The following is an 18,541-nucleotide window of genomic DNA, read 5'->3' as shown; positions in this document are numbered from 1 at the left end:
GAATCTTTAAAGACTTGCGCGGAAAGACAACATCAATGGAGTGGTTTTCAGGGACTGTGTTCCAGTCCCGCCACTTTGTACTAAACCAAATTGAAACCGACCATAACCAATATTGATCCCGCTTCCACCAATCAGCGCAAAGGTCGTGACCCCCGGGGTGCCATCGTCACAACGATTGTATTCTCCGACGGCATAGTCAGCCCCAGAGTAATCTGGTTTTATACATTGCGGATCCGAGTTACCTAGGGCATTTAGATAAGGGTTGATGCGGAATTTGCCAAAGCGAAACGCCAGCTGCAATCCAAAATACATTCCTGAAATATTGGGTTTCGTTGTCACTTTGGTGATGCCCGTATCATGGTGAATGTTGGCTGAAGCTTCAGAGCTTATAAACGCAGGACCACCGAAAACCCCTAATGTGAAGGTGGATTTGTCATCACCAATCAGACGATAGGTTAATCCAGCCGCTCCCACCAAGCTTTGTGCAGATATGTCGCGCACATCAGTTGTATAGGCAAACGTGCTTACGGTTGAAGACATTTCACCTTGCACTTTGCTATAACCAAGCATTCCGAAAAAACCTAAGTCACCTTTGCCAGAATAGTTGAAGGTCAAACCAGCAACGTGACCCGTGACTGTCCCTGAATTTTCGACGATCAATGGATCGCCATTAGCAAGAGTTCCTTCTTCCCTGATCCCTTCCATTTTCACTGTCCCAACAAGTGGGGAAAGGGATTTTCCGTCGTTATCTAAACTTGGTAGGGCGGGGGAAGAAAGAATTTGTCCTGCAGCCTCCATAGACATTTCAAAGGCTGCTGATTCGGGATAACCGATTGCAAAAGCACGTGAAGATAGAATCGTAGACACAATAAAAAAGAAGCTTAGGTTCCTGATCGTCATGAAATTAGGCTAGCAGTTCAAGATCAGGAAGTCAGTGCGTGACTATGAAGTCCTAGACCCTAATCAAAGGCGTGAATATCTAAACATTGCAGTGCTGGATTGTTTGCCACATAAAAAGATTGGTAGGCGTAATCATAGCCCATCTTTCGAATCCATTTGACGTTTTCTGTCACTGGTAACAACACCGCCGGCTGATTGTAGCGAGCAAAAAAGGAAATGTTGAATTTACCAGTGGGATAGCTTGAGTGTTGGCAAACTCTGCTGGGCTCATCAGTTCTGACAGGGCGATCATCCCAGCTACATTCGCCAGGGGCGATGTAAGTTGTTTTTGATCTTTTAAAATGCATCGTCAGCCAGTTTCCGTATTCTTGGGCATAAAGTTGAAATTCATGATTGCCTCCGCCACGGCAGCGCAGGTGAAAAGTTTCAACAGCTTGAGCTTCAGAGGTAAGAACAAAGCAGGCAATAGCAAAAATAAAAGTTTTCATTGTCGCAGCTTACTGCTGAGGAAAACGGATTTCAAAACAAGTTCCCGGATTGTGTCGATTTAAACTAAGGGATGCACCATGACTGTCGACAATGCCTTTAGCAATGGAAAGACCCAAACCAGTGCCTTCGCCGACGGGTTTCGTGGTGAAGAAAGGATCAAACATTTTTTCTTCGGTCTCAGTGGATAGGCCTGGGCCTGAATCAATCACACGAACGATAAGACTGTCAGATTCTTTATTCAGCTCGATTTTCAGTTCGCGCACCGGTTCTTCTTTTACTGCTTCAATGCCATTATTAATCAAATTGACCAGAACCTGTTCAATTTCAATCGGATCGCAGTGAATCATTTCGACCGTATTAAGTTCGACATTCAATGTGACTGCAAACTTTTTAGCTTTCCATTCAGTTAGAATTAATGATTCAGAAATAATATGCGCTAAGGATTCAAGCTTTCTAACTCGGGTCGAATTGGTTCGGGAATAATGTTTAAGCCCTTTAACGATATGACTGATGCGAGAAACTGATTTTTTAATGCTTGCAGATCTTTGCGCCCACTTTTCGGGTTCGTTCATGTGGCGATCTAATAAAGACATTTGTCCTTCAATGATCGCCAAGGGATTATTGATTTCGTGGGCGATGCCCGCCGCAAGTTCACCGATAGAAGCAAGCTTTGCGTTTAACATCGCACGACTTCTTTCTACGTCAATTTGCTTAGTCAACGTTCGCTGGGCATGAATGTTCAATGCGACTTTACCGATTGATACGATATCGCCCGATTGATCCCGAATAGGGTAGACGGTGGCAAGATGCCACTCGTCTTTACCGTTATTCATTAACAACTCTTCATAGGTAATAGGTTTTCCAGAGCTAAGAACTTCTAGGTCTTTTAAATGGCTGTTGTCGGCATGGGTCAAACTTAAAAAATCTTCCAGTTTTTTACCAATCAGTACCGAACGCTGCAGCCCTAATGACGAAGCAAACGCAGTATTGCAGTTAGTAATTTGGCCATCACGATTTTTAACGATCAATAAAACTGGGGCCGCATCGATAACTTGTTGCATGCGTATTTGAAAATCTCGTTCATCGGTGACATCACGGGCAGAGGCGTAACGCACGCCAACTTCGTTATCTGCCGCCGCACTCCAGCTTAGAATGCGGTAAGTGCCTTGGGCCGTAATATAGCGATTTTCAAAACCAATCGAACGAAATCCCAGGTGTAGAAGTTCGATGTTTTTTTTCGTCGCTTCGCGATCCTCTGGATGAATGAACTCAAAAAAAGGACGACTTAAAAGTTCTTCCTCACTAAAGCCCAAAGTTTTAATTAACGAAGCGCTGACTTTTTTAAGCTTTCCATCTGTACCAGCCACTGCCATGAGGTCGCTTGAAATTGACATAAAGCGATCCAGTGTGACTTGGGAATCTTCGACTTCTTTTAGTGTTGCTAAAACTTTTTCGTACTCTTCAGAAGCAGTCTGCAGATCGTTGCGTGCACAGTTAAACACCATTAAGCCATAGCACGCGAAGATAGGGATTAAGACGATGAATCCCATTGATAAATAAAGGCTTAAAGAATTCTTAGCAAATATGTTTGCGAGGGCAAAAAGGATTGAGACGACAAGAATCAAGCACAGTGAAATGAAAATGTTTTGGTATTGCTTCTGCCAAAACTTATTCGGGCTCACTTGTTCGTTTGATTTGGTTGGCCGCAAAACTCACTCCACAATAAGGGATACGAAGGTCGTACCCTTATTTGGACTACTTAACAACAAACTTCACAGCTTTGCCGTCTTTTATTTCAAAAACTTCGGCTGCTCCAAGATAGGTTTCAACTTGAATACCGGTTTTATTGGCAAGCTTTTTAGCATGTTCCCCTTGTGCTGGAAGAACGTAGATTGGAATTCCAATTTCTTTTTGTTTAGGGTCGGAAGCAGAAGGCAAAGACGTGGATCTGATATCAGTCAAAGTCCATGAATAAACTTTCACTGGCGTCCACTGTTTATTCTTTTTTAATAAAGCAACAGCGTATTGATGGCGTAGGTCTGCACCTAAAAGCACCACGTCTTTTTCGCCGTTTGCATCAAGATCCGCAATGAAGCCTACCGGAACAGCCTTTGGATCGATGTCTTTAAAAAGATCTAAAACAGACTTGCTGTAGTCTTTAACGTTGAAAACCACAAATTCAGGGTTCCAAGTTTTTAAAGCGGCTTTTGCTTCTGCTGGTAGTGAAACCTCTGCTTCACCATTGCTGATTTTAATTTCGGCAGAACCATTTGCAGATATAGAAATAGGTGCGGCTTTGCAAACTGATGTAAGAAGTAACAGTGCTAGTACTGATTTCATTATCGAACCCCTCTGCTGTTAGCAGGTCTTTGACGAGGACGGATCCCTGAAGCACCTAGTTTTCTAGGGCAGGCTGTTCCTTTAGGAGTCATAAAAACATGATTTCCAAGGGGGCCGCAATCATTGAATTGGCGAGCCCATGCGGGGCTTGCTATGCTGGGATTATAATAATAAAGAACGCCATTTGCTCCTTCATTATTTGCAGTAGTAATAGCGCCTTTGCATTCATTTAATGCCTTTTTATCATCTACAGTAGTTGCATTAATATTGTTGCGAATGCGGTCTTGGGTCCAGCTAAACTGATAGGGTTGATAGATCACTCCACAGACACTGCTAGGGAAAACCCCAGAATCCGCTCTTGATAGAACGACCTTTGCCACCGCAACCATGCCATCACGGGATTCACCACGAGTTTCATGATAGCAATTGCACAGAAGACAAGTCGTCGCGGACTGTCTAGCGTTACAGGTGATGGGTGCTGCTTCTGCATTAAAACTAAAAAAAGAAAAGCCTATGAACAATGTCGCAACGATCTGTATTTTCATAAATTCCATTCTAACAACCTAAAATACTTTCGGTAGAAGTTTTGAGTTTATTTAGGATATTTGGTCGAAAGCTCTGGTGGGGTGGTAAAGATCAGTAAAATCGAATAGATACGGCGCATTGAGAGCTTTAAGGAAATGTCCGTCGGTCATTGCCACCTTCTTGTATTTTAGCTAAATTAAACGCTTTAGAGGTAAATATGCAGCCGGGATCAAAGCCAGAAAATAAGTTCGCTCCACCATCAGATGTTAAGTCGGTTCTTTCAATGTTTAAGAAGCCTAAAAAGGTGGTGGTCACTGCGGGGATGCCCTACGCGAATGGACCTTTGCACTTAGGACACCTTGCCGGAGCCCACGTGCCTGCTGATATTTACGCTCGTTGGATGCGTATGTTAATTGGTGCAGAAAATGTTCTTTTCGTAAACGGCAACGATGATCACGGGTCCACCAGTGAAGTGGCGGCGGTGCAAGCTGGAAAAACAATTCGTGAGTTCATCGATACAATTCACGAAAAACAAAAAGAGACTCTAAAAAAGTATTCCATCCAAACGGATGTGTTCACGGGCACATCTCGTCCTGAAACTTATCCTTTGCATGAAGCTTACTCGCAAGATTTCTTGCGTCGTCTTTTTAAAAACGGTCTTTTAGAAAAACGTATTACCAAGCAATGGTACGATCCAAAGATGAATCGTTTCCTTCAAGACCGTTTCGTTCGCGGCACTTGCCCTAATTGTGGTAACACCGAAGCTTACTCTGATGAGTGTGATGCCTGCGGTACGCAATTTGATCCAAGCACATTGCAAAATCCACGCAGCCAATTAAGTGATGCTAAGCCAGAGCTTAAAGACACCGCTCACTGGTGGCTTGATATGTGGAAGGTCGCCGATCCTTTAAAAACTTGGATCGACACCAAACAAAAAGCATGGCGCACAGCTGTTGTGCAAGAAGTGACGAACACAGTTTTAATCGGCTGCCGCTTTGAAAATCAATTTGAAGAAAAATATAAAGAAATCAAAGCAACTTTGCCTAAGCATAAATCTCGCTATGTGGCGGGTAAAAAGGTAGAGTGCTTGTTTGATTCAAAAGCGGATTTGGCGACAGCCCAAGCGACTTTGGAAGCTGCTGGCATCCCTTCATCTGTAACTGACAAGTGGGGATATCGTCCCATCACTCGCGACGTATCTTGGGGTATTCCAGTTCCTTCTGAACTTGATGCAGAGATGAAAGGTAAAACACTTTACGTGTGGCCGGATTCTTTGATTGCGCCTATCGTGTTTACGCAAGTGGCTTTAAAGCAATCAGGTCGCGCGCCTGAAATGTATAAAGACTTCTGGTGTGATCCGGAAGCGACAGTGGTGCAATTCCTTGGGCAAGATAACGTTTTCTTTTACGTGATCATGCAAGGGGCAATGTGGCTTGGTCACAAGGACAATGCTTTGGCGTTGCCTGCTAAAGGTGATTTGCAAATGACTGAAATCCTAAGCTGCTATCACTTGATGGTGAATGGCGAAAAGATGAGTAAGTCTAAGGGCAATTTCTATAGCGGTGATCAACTGATTGAGATGGGTTATTCGCCGGATCAAGTTCGTTATTACTTAGCTCTTTTAAGTTTGCCTGTGAAAGCTTCGAACTTTGATTTTGAGCATTTCGCTGAACGTAACAAGTTCTTGGCGGGTCCAATGAACGCGGCATTTGAAAAACCGATTTCAGCTTGTAACGGTAAATTCAATGGCGTTGTTCCTGAAGGTAAATTGATAGGTAAGGCCGAAGCTGAAACCGTGAAGCTTGTGCAGATGTATCTACGTTCAATGCAAAAAGGCGATTATGCTATTTTGTTGGGGCAAGTTGAAAACTATGCGCGACAAATTAACTCGTTATTCACTCAGTATAAACCCCATGATGACCGTGCTAATGAAGCAGAACGTAAAGATGCCTTGTTCACATGTTTCTATGTTTTAAAGAACTTGATGATCATGCTAGCGCCATTCGTGCCAGAGACTGTGGATGCTTTACGAAAGTCTTTGAATCTTCCAGAAAGTTCGCTGCGCGCAGAAGAATTAGGAACGGGGATTCCTGCTGGTCATAAGATTGGACCAAAGGGAATTTACTTCCCAGCAGTAAAGGACGCAGAACCTGCTGCTGAATAGTTCCAATTGTATTTAAAAACCCTAAAACCCGAACACTGTGTTCGGGTTTTTTATTTGTTGTTTGAACGGATACTTGCTTTCTACGGTCATCAAAATATCATTTCAACAATGACTATCCAGCGTAAGATCAAAAGACGAATCATCATTGCCATTTCTATCCTTGTCGGTTTAATTCTGCTATTAGCCGTCACCGCGTTTTTTATTTTTAGAATGCCTGCCTTCGGCGGATCATTTGAAGGCCGGCGTTTAGAGCGCATGAAAAGCTCCCCTGAGTATCAAGACGGGCGCTTTGAAAATAGTCCGAAACAAAACACGGATAATTCGTTGATAAAGAATTTTAAACTTTATCGTCAGGGTTTTGTGCGTGAACCTGAGTTTGAAATTCCCGTGAATAAGATTCATCCTAATTCATTGCAAAAGGCTGCTGCACCAGGATTTCGAGTGAACTGGTTCGGACATGCGACGGTGTTATCTGAAATGGATGGCGTTAGATTTATGACGGATCCGGTACTTTCAGAAAGAGCCTCGCCATTCAAAAGCGTGGGACCTAAACGCTTTCATCCGACGCCTATTCCCTTGAATGACATGTCAGGAATCGATTTTGTCGTCGTTTCCCATGACCATTATGATCACCTGGATATGGAGACGGTAAAGTATCTTGCAAAACAAGCCACTCATTTTTTTGTGGGTCTTGGTGTGGGTGCCCATCTTGAAAAGTGGGGAATCCCTGCCGAGCAAATCCATGAAATGGATTGGTGGGACGAGTTTACTTTTAGAGGATTAAAAATTATTTGTACTCCGGCCCGCCATTATTCTGGTCGTAAAGCGATGGATAATTCAACCTTATGGGCTTCGTGGATTGTTAAAAGCCCCAATCACTCGGTTTATTTTAGTGGCGACACGGGATACGCTGGTCACTTCGCTGACATCCGTAAAAAATATGGACCCATTGATATCTCGTTTATGAAAGTCGGCGCCTATGGTGAAACATGGCTTGATATTCACATGGATCCAGAATCAGCGGTCCTAGCCCACAAAGATCTTGAAGCGAAAATCATGCTTCCGGTTCACTGGGCCACCTTTGATCTTTCCTATCATGCTTGGGAAGAGCCGATCTTACGCACGCTATCCGCTGCTAAATCAAAAAACGCCGAAGTCATTACTCCCGAAGTAGGGGAGTGGTTTGAATTTGGTAAGCCCTTCATCAATCATAATTGGTATCAAAAGAAATAATTCGCCGTGATCGCAAAGGAGCTGTTAGTTAGCAGGTCTTTTTCCCGCTGAGTTTTCAAAAATTAAATGTATTTTTCGAAGCAGTAGTGAGCTTCGAAGCGCCACGGTTTATTTAGAATAGGTCACTTTTTAACTTCAGGAGGGGCCGATGAAGGCAGTGCAAATCGAAAAATACGGCGAAGCCGATGAGCTTAAAGTTCAGAATGTTGAAAATCCTAAGCCTAAGAATAATGAAATATTAGTTCGCATCTTCGATGCGGGTGTGAACCCATTTGATTGGAAGGTTCGTCGCGGTTACATGAAAGACATTATGCCCATGAATTTTCCTCTGACAATGGGTTATGACTTCGCAGGCGAAGTGGCCGAAGTTGGAAGTGGGATCACAGACTATAAAAAAGGTGATAAAGTTTTTGGATTCACTCAAGGGGCCTATGCAGAATATGCTATCAGCGATGTGAATCATATTGCAAAAATTCCTGCCGGGATAAGCACGGAGTTGGCTGCTTCTTTGCCGACTCCTGCGCTAACGGCTTATCAAATTATCACAAATCATATTCAAGCGCGCGGAGCAAAAGAGGTTTTAATTCATGGTGCAGCTGGATCTGTGGGCTCGATTGCAGTGCAAGTGGCAAAGTCCTATGGGATTACTGTCTATGGAACTGCAGCAAAAGAAGACGAGTCCTTTTTAAGGGACCTGGGAGTCACTGCAGTCATCGACTATAAAACGCAAAAATTTGAACAGTCCTGCAGCAATCTTGACGCTATTGTCGATCTTGTTGGCGGTGACACCCTGACGCGTTCATTTCAGTGCGTGAAGAAGGGCGGAATTATAGTAAGCACCGTAGCCCAGCCGCCGGAAAACTTAGTCAAAGAAACTGGGGTTGAGGGAAAATATTTTTTAACCAATCAAAACTCAGAAGATCTAACGGCCATCGCTAAATTGGTTTCAGATGGAAAATTAAAGGTGCGAATTTCCGATGTGCTCCCTTTAGAAAAAGCTGCGGAGGCCCAACGACTTAATGAAACCGGTAAAGCCCACGGTAAAGTCGTTATTCATGTTCAATAGGAATAATTCGTTAAGTTCAGAGTTGATTAATGGCTTTTAAAGGTCAAAAATCAACTCTGTGACTTTTATTCTTAAAAGGAGTCCTTGTGGCTAAAATTCAAATTGAAGCAACCGTTCACGCGGCCCCTGCAAAAGTATGGTCTTATTGGACAAAGCCAGAGCATATTCAAAATTGGAATTTTGCTTCCGATGACTGGCAATGCCCACGGGCTGAAAATGATTTGCGTGTCGGTGGAAAGTATTCTGCAAGAATGGAAGCTAAAGACGGAAGCTTTGGTTTTGATTTCACGGCGATTTACAATGAAATCGTCGATCAAAAGAAAATCACCTACACCATGGAAGATGGCCGCGTGGCATCGACGACATTTGAAGATCTTGGTGGGAATACCAAGGTCACCACGATTTTTGATGCAGAAAAAATGAACCCGGAAGAGATGCAAAAAAACGGGTGGCAGGCGATTTTGAATAATTTTAAGAAGTACGTTGAAGGAAACTAACGGTTTGAAAGCTCTATTTGTTTTATTTGTTTTTGTTGGTTCTAGTTCTTTTGCTGCAAATAAAATAAGTGCGAACCAAGAAACAAAGATTGAATTTTCGATTGTTCGCACGGGGACGGCTAAAACCCAAGAAGCCTTAGTAATCCAGGGCGGCGCCATCAGTAAAAAAATGACCTTAAATCATTCTGCTTTTTTAATTCGCCATGGGAATGATGTGATTCTTTTAGACACGGGTCTGGGGAAAAATATTGATCAGCAATTCAAAAAAGATATGCCGGTTTGGGCAAAACCTTTCTTTTCATATGAAGAAACTAAGGCTGCTATAGATCAGATTCCAGCAGAGCTTAAAGAAAAGATTAAAAAAATCTATCTCACCCACGTGCACTGGGATCACGCCAGTGGCCTAGAAGACTTTTTACCTGGAGTGTGCGTATCAGTACCAGATGAAGAAATGAAAGAGCTTACTGATCGCAGGGCCGCAGCGACTTTTCCTTCCCAGTTTTCCCATGCAGATTTGAAGTGGTGTAATTTTAATTGGTCTAATAAAGCTTATCGCGGCTTTGATCAAAGTTACGATGTGTTTGGTGATGGAACTGTGGTCGCAGTACCGCTGCCAGGGCATTCTATAGGCTCTATGGGAGTTTTTGTTCATACCAAAACGAAAGATTACTTTCTAGTCGGTGATTTAGTGTGGTCCGCGCGCGCCATTGAATTAGGGAAACATAAATTCTTTGTCGCTTCAAAAATCGTCGATCGCAATCGTGAAAAAGTCATGGAAGCCATCGAAAAAGTTCGCGAAGTTGCAAAAAAAGATAAGTCCCTAATAATCATCCCAGCGCACGATGCAGAAGTGCAAGACACGCTAGGGTATTTCCCGAAGTGGATTCAGTAGCTTTCTTAGATGCTTACCGTCGTGATTTCGACCGTGAATGTTTGTTCGCTGATGGTCAGATCCATTTGTCCATTTTGAACTAATATTGCCCAGCGATTGTTTTTATCGGTTTTATCGGCAACAGTATCTAAAAACTTCGGATCGAAAGAATAAAGTTTAAGGTCTTCGGCGCGATGGACTTCGCCATTTTTTATTTCAGTAAGTAAAACTTCGGGATTTTTATAAGTAAAGACCATCACTTGTTTTGCTGTCTTATTTGCTTTATGAAGTTTGCGTGCTGATGGATTTCCAATCTCGATCCATAGATCTATTGAATTGTGCAGACCCAGTTTGCGAAGGGCAGGGGCTTCAGGATCAGCTAAGCCTCCGGGGCTAAATTCAAGGCCCTGTTCGTAAGCCAAGCAATATGCAAGGACTCGGCTTAACATATAGGGATAAGTTTCAGACGGGTGTTGGGCTACGCGGAAATCCAAAGTTTCGTAAACTCCACGATCCACGTCAGATAAATCTATTTGAAAGCGATATAACATGCCCTCAACCTATGATCTTTAATAAAGGCATGCAAGATTAATTCGGGAATGGTCCCATGGAAACTGGCGCCAATCTGAACGGTTTACGACTTGTGCCAAGCTCGCTATTAGTATCGATGCCAGAACAATACCAATTAGTTCCGACTTTTCCGCATATACCGTTAGTGCCTCGCGCTTCAACGTCCGTGACCGTGCCAACAGCATTTAGCGAATTTAAAAGCGTCGGAGAATGATGATATTCGTTCGTCAAATAATCGTTGTTCCCGTGTTGATCATAACGATTAAACCCCCAGCAAGAAGCTGCTCCGTTTTGGATAGCGCAATGGTTGTAGTTACCACCAACAAGTTTCGTAACGTTAGTCCATGTTCCTGTGCTCACAGGAACTTTTTGATTGCTAGAACTACCATTGCCTGGGTATTGCCCCCAACATTTAATTGAAGTCGTTCCGATGCGGGCGCACGCACCATAGTTTGTCGCCGAGATTTCATCAACATTGGTAAGACCCGGCACTTGAGTTAGGCTGATACGATCCGTATTGTCGTTCAGGCCCAACTGACCATGAAGGTTGTAGCCTGTGCACCATACAGTTTTGTCTGTTTTTAATACGCAACCGTGATAACGGCCCATTCGCACGCTCACGTTATCAGAACCTGCCGCAGTGACTTCCACGGGCGTATAATAAGTGCCAATCTCCATATCAAAGAATGGAATGATGTCGACGTTGCCCCAGCAATACAGTTTACCAGAAGCAATGGCACACATGACATCACCAAAGCTTGCCGCGATATCCGTCGCACCTGTCGACAATCCGGCAGGGATTGCTGGATTACCTGAAGTTGAACTTGATCCTCGCAGATAATTGCGTCCCCAACATTGAACTGCACCAGAAACAATAGCACAGCTTCCTGTGTTTGAAGTTACAACCTTAGTAGCTCCAGAAGTCAGATTTTTCACCTGAGTCACTACTTGATATATCCTGTCGACTAAAAGATTTCCGGTCTTAGAGTAGTTGCTATCTCCTAGACACTTCACTGCGCCACTGAAAATACCGCAGGCATGTTCAACGAAGATCGAAAGACTGCTTGCACCGCTAAATTTAGGACTTAACACATGGGCATTGGATTGCAGTGGTTGCGTATCACCATGCTGACCCCAGCCTGAAAAACCAGTGCAATAAACTTGGCTATTTCGAATAAAGCAAGTGTGAGCACCCGTTGATCCCGCAACCGCCGTGACTCCACCAGTGCCATTAACAACTGGAGTTAATGGGATGTTAGAAACTCCGGTAGGTGAATTGATACCACCTTCACCAAAATAGTTTTTGCCTTTACAGTGCAGGTCACCGCTAAGAACCGCACAGAATTGAATGCCGTAATAAATATCAGTAGCACCAGCAAGTTCTGTCATTAATACCGGTGATGATTGATCTGATGTGCTATTACTTAAAAGTTGATTGTCGGCATTGTTTCCCCAGCAATAGACTTGGTTTGAGCTATTCTTAGCGCAAGTGCCGTAATAGCCAGTCCACACGTTAGTAACCGTGCCAAGACCTGGGACTGCAGTCGGGGTCGGAACTAGAGTCATATGACCGACTCCAACTTCACCATTGGTGTTATATCCCCAGCAGTACAAAGTTCCTGCTTTGATCGCGCAAGCATGGGTTTGACCCTTAGATATTTTTGTAACGCCTGTTGCTAAACTTGGAATGGCCACGGGAGCCGTCGTCGAAGATACAGTCGCTGGATCACCAAGAATTCCGAACTCTTTAGCACCCCAACAGTACACAGCACCGTTTTGAATTGCGCAGGAATTCATGTAACCGACAGTGACTTGAGTAACACCGGAACTCATCCCAGTTACCAAGGTCGGAGTCCATCTGTTGCTAGTACTGCTTGTTCCAGTTAAACCCGCACCTGGATAAGTATTGTGATTTCCTTGACCCCAACAATATAAGGCACCGGTATTTAGAATCGCACAGACGTTATTGTAAGCCGTCGACATTGCAGTGGCCGGTGCCGCAAGAGACATCAGAAGTGGGGACGAATAAGGTAAATAGTTACCTTGCGCAAGTTGTCCGTTACCATTGAAACCCCAACAGTAAACATTTCCGTTGCTAGTCATCGCGCAAGTGTGATTGTCGCCGGCACCAATAGCCACAGCATCCTTACCTGCAGGACTGTCATTGTCGCTAATAAAAATATCCGCGTTAGAAATATAAGATGTACCACCGGTGATGCTGGTGATTTTAATTGGAACGCGTTTATAAAGCTCATCTGCCGCATTATCAATCGTAGTTAGACTTCCGAATGTGATGGACGTTGAACCTGACGGTACTGAAGCCGTTCCTGAAGTCACAGCCATTGTGTAATCAGTGCCAGCCGTCGCACAATCAACGCCAGTACAAGTGTCTCTTGTCCAATTAATAGCAACGGCACCCTTGTCCGTCGGATGCGATAGGGTGGCCATTAAGTTTGTTGTAGCTCCTTCGGAAACGTAAACGTCTTGAATAGTTACTAACGGTGGCGCTTCATCATCAGTGATAGTCACTGTGTGCACAGTGTTCGTACCCAGCGATCCACCGACTGGTGAACTTAAAGTGAGTTTGAAAGTTTCAGAGTTTTCTTCCGTCGTGTTATCAAGAATTGGAATCGCGATATTAACTGTTGTACTGCCAGCCGCAATCGTCGCAGTCCCGTTTGTTGCCGTATAGTCATTGCTCATTGTCGCAGATGGAGCCGAGCCATTTGAGAATGTATAAGATACCGAGACCGCCACATCCACAGCACTTGGAATGCTGACAGCCACGTTATGAGTAGGATCGTTATATTCAGAAACAGAAGATGTCGTCGCCGTAAATTGAATTGCCGGAGAGTTTTTAGTCCACGTTGCAGACGTCGCCGTCGCATAGGTCTGCCAGTTACCGGCAGCATCCTTACCCACCACGCACACTTTTATAGTGCCGTTAGCCAAGGCAGAAATATTATCGGTGATGTTCACTGTGTAAGCGACCTCGGAAGCGGAATAGCCCGTCGCCACAGAACAATCTGTGGATCCTGATACGCCGACCTTGTATTTATAGCCGACAACACCACTGCCACTGACATCGATGTTTAAGGCATATTTCGAGCTGCTGCCAGTAGGTTGTCCAGAAAGAGTCGCTGTCGGAGGAGTATTATCAAAAGTAATCGAAGCAGAACTTGCCATGCTACTAACGTTACCGGCGGCATCTTTCACCCACGCATACAAAGTTTTTGCTTCATTCACCGTGCTCACTGTGAATGTCGCAGGCAATGTAGCACCCGCCGTCCAAGTGCACGATGCAACGGTCGTACTATTTTCCATTATACAATAAGTTGCAGGGGAGCCACTGACTGTAGAAGTGATATTAAATGTTGTGCTGTTCGTTGGCGTTGAATTCGTTACCGAGAACGCAGTAATACTTGGTGCCGTCGTATCAATAACGATATTTTTATTTGTACCAAGTGAACCCGCAGCGCCGGTGGCAGGTAATGTTAAGGTGGCATTATTTGTTGCCGCATCCTTAATAGTAGCAGAAGGAATAGTTAATGAAGTCGTTGCCGCATAGTTTAGGTCGGCAGCAGTATCAGTCGCTACCACCGTATAATTAAATACTAATGTGGAAGTGCCAGATCCAGACACATAGGAAGCCGAACGGGCAGGAGTCGTGTTTAATGCGATCACCGGTGTGCCAGTGACAGTCACATTTTCGCTAAAGGTGATGCGAACATCTATAACTTCGCCCACTGTGTAAGCGCCGTCTGTCTTATTTGAAGTGACGTTGGTTACGGTTGGTACGGTGGTATCGATTACTAATGCGCTAGAACACGCCGAAGTGACGGAATTTCCTGCCGTGTCCGTGGAAATAACCTGATATGTATAAGTATTGCCGTTAGTCCCAGTGAAATTTGAAGTCGTTGCGGAACTTGAAGCAGAGTTTTCAGTACCAGTATACGTGTTACAAGCAGCCCCGGTATAGAAACGCACTTTTTGTGACGCTAGATCACTGCTGGTTGATTTAGTCCACTGGGCTACAAGTGACGTCGTATTCGTCGGAGTTGTCTGCTGCCAAGCCAGAGACGCTGCATTTACTGGAGCAGTGATATCATAAGTAACCGTAGAGTCCGTAGTTGTAGATGCATTATTCGTATTGCCAGCAGGATCACTGACTTTGCCTGCCGTAATAGAAGGAATCAAAGTTCCTGCCGTCGTGATTGCGGTTGCCTGCAGTGTCCAAGTGATATTATCAGATGTCGATAAAGTCCAAGTGATACCAGAAGCTGTACCACCTTGTGTGATATCCGCAGCAACGAAAGTGCTTGGATTTATAGCTTCCGTAAAGATGATCGTGAATTCAATCGGCAAGGTGTTGGTTGGATCCGTTTGGCCAGAAGCCTGATTGATAGTTAACGACGGTTTAGTAGTCTCATAAGTAATTAGATTATCCGTGCTAGTGCTTGCTGTGTTGTTATTACCAGCCACATCCGTCAGTTTATTGGCAGTGATCGAAGGAATAAGCGTCCCAGCGCCAGTGATGGCCGTTGCTTTTAAAGACCACGTGATATTGTCTGAAGTGGTGAGTGACCATGTGATGCCTGTTGCAGTTCCTGATTGGGTAATATCTGCAACTGCAAAGTTGGTTACGGCTTCACTAGCAACGATTGTGAACTCAGCTGGTAAAGTATTTGTTGGATCTGCTTGACCTGATTTTTGATTGATAGTCAAAGTAGGAGCCACTAAATCTTGAGTCCAAGTGACACTAGTAGCTGAAGTTAAAGCTTGCTCCACAGCAGCAGAGTTTTTACCGATCACGCAGACTTTAATGTCTGTATTACCTAATCCGCTCACGGAATTAGTAATATTCGTAGCCGCGGCGATATCACCTGAATAACCAGTGGCATCAGCACAGTTGGTAGAGGCTGCAACGCCGACCTTATAACGATAGGTCTGAATATCAGCACCGGCCACGTCAATATTAAGTGTTGTTTGGTTGGTTTTACCAGTCGGTTGTCCCGTGATTGTCGCGATCACCGCTGATGTATTTACGTTAAAGACAAAATCATTATTCGTCGCCGCTGTCGAGTTGCCAACGGCGTCTTTCGCGGCAACTCTTAAAGTGTACTGAGTGCCATTTACTAAGGTACAGCCTGCAAATGTATAAGATGTCGTCGCCACAGTCTGTTCAGCGCAGACCGAAGCTGAAGCATCATTGTTACGGATCTCTACAGTATACTGCGTACTACCAGCCGCTGCGACCCAATGAGCCGTCGCGGTCGAGCCATTCGTCAGCCATTCATCTTCGGTTGCATCAGTGCCACCAGTAACACCTGAGATAGAAAAGGCATCTGGGGCTTGAGTATCGATCACGATATTTTTATTAGCACCTAAAGAACCAGTTGCACCCGGAGCAGGCAGAGTTAAAATCATGTCATTTCCAAAGCTGTCTTTAATAGTGCTTCCGTTTAAGGACAGGGAATTCGCTGATTCATAATCTAAATCTGAAGAGTTGTCTCCAGCCTGAACCGTATAATTAAAGATTAAGGTATTTGATCCACTGCCGCTGACATAAGTAGCGATTTGATCTGTAGATCCAGTTTCAATTAAAAGTTGCGGAGAGCCACTTGCCACAGTCACGTTTTCGCTAAACTGCACTGACACCGGTACTACTTGACCGGCTTTGTAGCTTCCATTAGCTAAAGAAGAAGTCACTGACGCCACAGTACCCGGTAAATCTAGTGTATAAGAAACAGTTCCAGCTGCAGACGGCGCATTGCCAGCTAAATCAGTCAAAGTCGCTTTTGCAGTCAATGTACAAATTTCTGCATTGGCTGGCGCAACTGACACAGTTAAATTTACTACAGCTGACGTCGTTGAAGCAGCAGACACTCCTGCCACTGACGCCGATCCACTACCTGAACAAGTGATAGCCCAGTTACTTAAATTTTCAATCGAGGTGGAAAGCATGTCTTCGCTAAAGTTTACAGTTACAGAAGTCGGTAAGCTTGAGCGAATACTCGTTGCAGGATTAAACGAAGCCACCGTCGGTGCTGTGCGATCTAACACTAAAGCTGTAGAACAGGCAGATACAGAGACGTTCCCTGAAGTATCAATCAAGGTGAGGTTATAGGTATAAGTTTCACCATCCGCTCCAGAGAAAGTGCGAGAGGTTGCCGAAGTCGCTAGTGAAATGGCTGAGCCTTCTAAAAGTAAACAACTCGCATCCTTATAGAACTGGATTTTTTGATCAGCTATGTCCGTTGAAGTTGAAAGCGTCCATTGCGCCGTCACAGGACTTGCTTTAGACGGAGAAGACTGTAACCAAGTTAGGGCGTTTGGAAGAGCAGGGGCGGCCGTATCATAAGTTACCTGATTGTCGCTCGCCGTGGAAACGGTATTATGATTTCCAGCAAGATCAGAAAACTTATCAGAGTTAATCACTGGCTGAATCACACCATTGTTATCAACGGCAGAAACAGTGAGGTCATAGTGAGTACTATCAATTTTCGTTAATGTGTGGCTGCTAACTAAAGCAGAACCTGTAAAACTTATGTCAGAATCAGTTAAAGATGATTCAGCAATTGCTTCACTAAAAACTAAAGAGAAGTTTACTGGCAAAGAATTCGTCGGATCTGTTTGTCCTGTTTTTTGGCTGATCACAACGCTTGGGCGAATTGTGTCGAAGTTCCAAATATAACTTGTTGCGGCTGTGAATGGTTGCCAGAAATTATTAGAATCTTTTCCGACCGCGCAGATTTTTAAATTTTGATTCGCTAGCGAAGTAAGATCATCCACGATTTTTGTGCTAATCGCAGTTTCAGAAGAATAACCCGTCGCCACTGTACAATCCGTACTTGCTTGCGGCCCGACTTTGTAGCGGTAATGAGTGACATTGGTACCAGAAACCGTAATATCTAGATCATTCACGTTGCTTGGGTCTGCAGGACGACCGCCTAGAACAGCAGCGACTTCCACTCCCAAACCAGAAATGCCTAAGCTATCATTGTCGGCAAGGTCCGGGTTTGTGTAGTTCCAAGTTAAATTCTGCGAATGGGTATTTACCTCTGTTGGACTGTAAGTAAGAACGACCGTACATGAAGCATGGCCATTTAATGTTCCCGAACAAGTGCCGCCAGTACCAGGGTAAGTTCCACCCTTAAATGCAAAGGGAGCCGACAACGCGCCGAGAGTGAATCCTTGTGCTGGCGCATCCCCAGAGTTTGAAAAAGTTAGAGATTTTTCAGCCACCGTATCTTTAAGCTGCGGACCAAAATCAAGACTTGCTGAAGATGTTACTTTCGCACGCGTGGTTTTATCTTTTACGACGAATGAAATTTGGTTTGTATCAAGATTTTCGAAATGCTCGCCAGTGAAGCGAAGCTGAAAACTTTCATCACTTTCAATTTCAGCATCACGAGTCGCTTTGATGATGAAGCTAATCGAAGTGACCCCCGGCTGTACAATAAGTGTTCCATTTGACGCTTCAAAGTCACCGTTTTCGTCATTTAAAGTCCAACCCAGATCTTCATTCTTAAGAGTTACGCCTGGAACAACCGGAGTCTCAATACTTAAGGTAATTTGATGGCCAATACCTTCATCAAGGGACACAGCAGTGCCAGATTCCACTGTGATTTTTCTCATGACTTGATTTTCGCTTAATAGAGGAGCCAGCGTTGCGTCCATACAGCTTGTTAATAACAAAGCAAATAGAGCAGTTGTGATGTGTATGAAATACGAACTGGCTTTAGACATCATAGTCGTCTCTTCGGCGGAATCCTACGGAATGTTTAGTATCTTTACAGGAATTTATTTTGGAATTTATTTAGTTCTTACAAATGTTTACCTTGAGTGAGTCCTCGCATTTTTACTATGGGGGTGCAGGTAAATAT

12 protein-coding genes are annotated in these 18,541 nt (G+C 44.2%); 5 read left to right on the top strand and 7 right to left on the bottom strand.

Annotation, left to right across the window (positions count from 1 at the left end; all coding sequences use genetic code 11):
• Positions 1-6: 6 nt before the first annotated feature.
• The 5 genes from MNR06_RS05785 to MNR06_RS05765 form a co-directional block, all read right to left on the bottom strand.
• Positions 7-867, bottom strand: coding sequence for a hypothetical protein (locus MNR06_RS05785; protein ID WP_243539957.1), 861 nt, complete (start codon positions 865-867; stop codon positions 7-9).
• Positions 868-959: 92 nt separating this feature from the next.
• Positions 960-1,388 carry a hypothetical protein gene (locus tag MNR06_RS05780; protein WP_243539956.1) on the bottom strand — a complete coding sequence of 143 codons (429 nt, stop codon included), beginning with the start codon at positions 1,386-1,388 and terminating at the stop codon, positions 960-962.
• Between the two features lie 9 nt (positions 1,389-1,397).
• Positions 1,398-3,098, bottom strand: coding sequence for a sensor histidine kinase (locus tag MNR06_RS05775; RefSeq protein WP_243539948.1), 1,701 nt, complete (start codon positions 3,096-3,098; stop codon positions 1,398-1,400).
• 46 nt (positions 3,099-3,144) lie between these two features.
• Complete coding sequence (locus tag MNR06_RS05770) at positions 3,145-3,729, bottom strand: hypothetical protein (RefSeq protein WP_243539946.1); 585 nt, start codon at positions 3,727-3,729, stop codon at positions 3,145-3,147.
• Positions 3,729-4,274: a cell wall hydrolase gene (locus tag MNR06_RS05765; RefSeq protein WP_243539944.1), complete on the bottom strand. Its 546-nt coding sequence runs from the start codon at positions 4,272-4,274 to the stop codon at positions 3,729-3,731. The genes MNR06_RS05770 and MNR06_RS05765 overlap by 1 nt, the downstream gene beginning before the upstream one ends.
• Before the next feature lie 197 nt (positions 4,275-4,471).
• On the opposite strand from MNR06_RS05765, the gene MNR06_RS05760 reads away from it, so the two are divergent.
• From MNR06_RS05760 to MNR06_RS05740, 5 genes are all read left to right on the top strand, one after another.
• The gene (locus MNR06_RS05760) at positions 4,472-6,418 is read left to right on the top strand and encodes a methionine--tRNA ligase (RefSeq protein ID WP_243539942.1); all 1,947 of its coding nucleotides are present in this window, start codon (positions 4,472-4,474) and stop codon (positions 6,416-6,418) included.
• Positions 6,419-6,526: 108 nt separating this feature from the next.
• Entirely contained in the window at positions 6,527-7,651 is a 1,125-nt protein-coding gene (locus MNR06_RS05755) for an MBL fold metallo-hydrolase (RefSeq protein ID WP_407933209.1), read from the top strand.
• Between the two features lie 148 nt (positions 7,652-7,799).
• Positions 7,800-8,717 carry an NADP-dependent oxidoreductase gene (locus MNR06_RS05750; protein WP_243539938.1) on the top strand — a complete coding sequence of 306 codons (918 nt, stop codon included), beginning with the start codon at positions 7,800-7,802 and terminating at the stop codon, positions 8,715-8,717.
• An 86-nt stretch (positions 8,718-8,803) separates the two neighbouring features.
• Positions 8,804-9,214, top strand: a complete 411-nt coding sequence (locus tag MNR06_RS05745) for an SRPBCC family protein (protein ID WP_243539936.1) — start codon at positions 8,804-8,806, stop codon at positions 9,212-9,214.
• Positions 9,201-10,106: an MBL fold metallo-hydrolase gene (locus MNR06_RS05740; RefSeq protein ID WP_243539928.1), complete on the top strand. Its 906-nt coding sequence runs from the start codon at positions 9,201-9,203 to the stop codon at positions 10,104-10,106. Before MNR06_RS05745 ends, MNR06_RS05740 begins: the two co-directional genes overlap by 14 nt.
• A gap of 5 nt (positions 10,107-10,111) precedes the next feature.
• Here the strand turns inward: MNR06_RS05740 and MNR06_RS05735 are convergent, their stop codons facing one another.
• Positions 10,112-10,636 (bottom strand): YaeQ family protein, encoded by a 525-nt coding sequence (locus MNR06_RS05735; RefSeq protein WP_243539926.1) that lies wholly within the window; start codon positions 10,634-10,636, stop codon positions 10,112-10,114.
• A gap of 37 nt (positions 10,637-10,673) precedes the next feature.
• Positions 10,674-18,407, bottom strand: coding sequence for a Calx-beta domain-containing protein (locus tag MNR06_RS05730; protein ID WP_243539918.1), 7,734 nt, complete (start codon positions 18,405-18,407; stop codon positions 10,674-10,676).
• Positions 18,408-18,541 lie beyond the last annotated feature (134 nt).

The organism is Bdellovibrio reynosensis, assembly GCF_022814725.1.
GTDB classification, from domain to species: domain Bacteria; phylum Bdellovibrionota; class Bdellovibrionia; order Bdellovibrionales; family Bdellovibrionaceae; genus Bdellovibrio; species Bdellovibrio reynosensis.
Note: the sequence above shows the minus strand (reverse complement) of the source record. Positions and strands in the feature narration are given on the sequence as shown.